Here is a 2,217-nt window from a genome sequence, read left to right as displayed (position 1 = left end):
GCCCGTGAACGTCTCCACCCACACCGGCTCAGCCCTCAACACCCCACCCATACAGGCAAAATGCCCAAAACTGAGCCTTCTGCAACAACCTTTAGCTTGCCGTTTAACCTCGGCCCGAGATGAGTCGGCCGAGTGCCTCTGTGGGCCAGCACAGCCATCCAAGTAGTGGGCTCATGACCACGAACCAGTGGACGCTGATTCGGCCCTGCTCCTTGTCCAGGATTGCTGGAGCCTCGTCCCGGTAGACGTGGCGGAGGTATCGGCGGCGGAGAGGTGCTCCGGCTATCAGCAGCACTGGTGAGGTGAGAAGAATGGCTGCCGGGACCAGGGCTCTCGCGGCGGTGAGCTTCGCCTTCTCCTCGTATCGCATGCGCTCAGTGTGCTGATCCTCGATGCCGCTTGTCAGCCTGTTCTGCGGGGTTTGGTACCGACCTGGTGGTGTGCGGGTCTGGTGTAGGGCTCGCCGGTGGCGAGGACGCGTCCGACGGCGTATCGGGTGGCGGGGCGCTGGTTCTTCGAGCCGCGCGGGCGGCCGGGACCGGGGCGGGTGGGTTTTGGTGCACCGGCTGGAGTGCCGGTCTTCGCGCGCAGGTTCCTGAACCCGCGACGGACCCGGGCAGGGGTGAGTCTGTTCGGTTCCGCCGGCCTCTCCCACGGACGGCGTAGATCACGCGCCAGAGGGCGGGCAAGGCGGAGTTGAGCGTGTGCGGCAAGGACGATCCATGTCCATCGGTCGGCGGCTTGCGAGTCTCGGAGCTTGGGCCGGGTCCAGCCGAGGGTCTGCTTGAGGAGCCGGAAGGTGTGCTCGACGTCGAAGCGCCTCAGGAAGGACTGCCAGCACAGGTCGACGTCCTGCGTGGTGGCACCGGTGCCGGACCACCACAGCCAGACCGGCTTGTTCACTCCGCCGCTGGGCAGCTTCTCGACCGACAGGCGGATCACGGTGCCCTCGATGACCGGCAACGGCCCCTCGTGATCGAGCCATGCTGCTCGCCGGGTCAGCCGGGGGTGGAGCCGGTCCCAGGCCTGTGCGGTCGCCGCCCCGTACCGGTCGGTGTTGGTGACGGTCACGGCGGTGACGTTGCCCCAGGTCTCAGGCCGTCCGAAGACGAACTCGCCTCCGTGCTTGGGCGGGCGTCCGCCCTGCGGCGGGCAGATCCACGGCACCGGGACCGGCTTGCGCATCACCCGGTCCGAGCGCAGTCGGCCGAGAACCTCGACGGGCAGGTCGGCCAGGAGGTGGGCGATGCGGGGAGCGTCGTAGCCCGCGTCCAGCACGACCAAGCCCTCTGGATCCCCGTCCCGCCACTGGCCGGCGTCCAGGAGACGTTGGACGACGTCGCGGACTTGCTCGGCGGTGACGGCGGCCAGGTCGGCGCCGGGTTCCAGCCGGATGGCGTCCAGCAGCGCGGTCCACGAAGTCCGGCCCTTCTCCAGCGCGGAGACGATCGAGTACGGCCAGCCGGGCACCATCTGGTGTTTACCCAGGCCACGGCCGAAGGTATGGCAGAAGGAGCGGTCCGAGGAGGTGTCGGCGTCTGGCCGCAACCACGGTGAGACGTCCACCGCCAGTACGAGCCGGCCGTCACCGGCGCGGGGAAGCGGGACGCCGGCCAGTGCCCGCCGCAGCCGTCCGACGTCGATCCGACCGTGGTTGATCCCGGAGTACAGGGTCCCGTGCCCACGCCGATACTCAGGAGCGAGCGCCAGTTCCACGAAGGTGCGGACCGGACCATCGGTGCACAACAGCGCGTCGCACAACTCGAACAGGGCATCGTTCCGGGCGGTCAGGCATGCGTACAACTCGGACCTGAACTCCGTCACCACCGTCAAGCCGTCTCGCTGAACCTCGTCTACGACCAGTTGCGTCGTCGCTCAGCACAGGATCGATGCACAAGCCCTCACACGTCTGGTGAACTGGGGAAACGCCGAACAAGTTCGAGCCCCGTTCGATGTCGGACCAGCTCTCAGCGGCGCGGGGCCCATGGGTCGTCATCCACCGGATCGGGCTGTTCGGGGTAGAGCATCTTTCGGACGCAGTGGCGTAGCCCTGTCTCGTCGGATCCGTCGGCCGCGGCCATCCAGGGCAGGGCGTCCATGGCGTGGGCGCGCTCGTCGGTGGCTAGAGCGTGTCTCTTTGATGCGTTGGTCAGTTGATCGGATGTGCCTGTCCGATTAGTGATCACTGATGCGATGTGGGGCCGGATCGAGCCGCTG

At 67.5% G+C, this 2,217-nt stretch carries 1 protein-coding gene and 1 pseudogene; both read right to left on the bottom strand.

Annotated features, from left to right (window positions below; translation table 11 throughout):
* Window positions 1-402 precede the first annotated feature (402 nt).
* A complete protein-coding gene (locus tag BCL76_RS38345) occupies window positions 403-1,863 on the bottom strand; it encodes an NF041680 family putative transposase (protein WP_109784115.1) in 1,461 nt (486 codons plus the stop codon).
* A 104-nt stretch (window positions 1,864-1,967) separates the two neighbouring features.
* Window positions 1,968-2,217: pseudogene (locus BCL76_RS39495) on the bottom strand (hypothetical protein); the annotation flags it as partial.

The organism is Streptomyces sp. CG 926 (assembly GCF_003148825.1).
Lineage (GTDB): Bacteria > Actinomycetota > Actinomycetes > Streptomycetales > Streptomycetaceae > Streptomyces.
Note: the sequence above shows the minus strand (reverse complement) of the source record. Positions and strands in the feature narration are given on the sequence as shown.